This window comes from Rhodopseudomonas sp. BR0C11 (assembly GCF_010820945.1).
Classification (GTDB): domain Bacteria; phylum Pseudomonadota; class Alphaproteobacteria; order Rhizobiales; family Xanthobacteraceae; genus Rhodopseudomonas; species Rhodopseudomonas palustris_H.
On record NZ_QTKI01000813.1, the window covers coordinates 1 to 584 of the forward strand.

Sequence of the window (584 nt, forward strand, 5' to 3'; positions counted from 1 at the left end):
GCCCTGGCGCATGGCCTCAACCGCACGCTCGACGGCAGCGTGCGCCGTCATCAACAACACCGGCAGCTGTGGTTGCTGGCGGCGCAGCTGGCTCAGCAGCTGATGCCCATCCATGCCAGGCATGTTCACGTCACTGACCACCAGGCTGAAGGCGTCACCCCGCACAGCCTCCAGCGCCTCTTCAGCACTGCCCACGGCCTGGTAGGCGAAACCGCCGATTTCCAAGGTATCGCCCAGCGCCTGGCGCAATACGCGGTCGTCCTCGACCAGCAGCACCTTGACCGCCATTACACACCCTCCGCCAATTGCCCGTCGATCAAGGGCAGTTCTACCCGCACGCAGGTACCACGGCCTACCTTCGAGCGCAGGTTGATCGTGCCCTGGTGCGCCCGCACCACCGCCTTGACTACAGCCAGGCCCAAGCCCGTACCTGGGGCCTTGGTGGTAAGAAACGGCTCACCCAGGCGGCCGAGCAAATCAGCAGCGATGCCGCTGCCGGCATCGCTGACGCACAGGTGCAAGCTGCATTCGCGGCGGTACAGGTGCACCTTGAGCCGCGCCGGGCCGTCGCTGGCCTGCAGGGC

At 66.4% G+C, this 584-nt stretch carries 2 protein-coding genes; both read right to left on the bottom strand.

Features of this window, described 5'->3' with window-relative positions:
* The coding region (locus DYI24_RS27545; protein WP_164574560.1) for a response regulator at positions 1-288 on the bottom strand (288 nt) is incomplete at its 3' end.
* Positions 288-584 (bottom strand): ATP-binding protein (locus DYI24_RS27550; protein ID WP_164574561.1); only part of this gene is annotated, 297 nt, incomplete at its 5' end. The genes DYI24_RS27545 and DYI24_RS27550, both read right to left, overlap by 1 nt.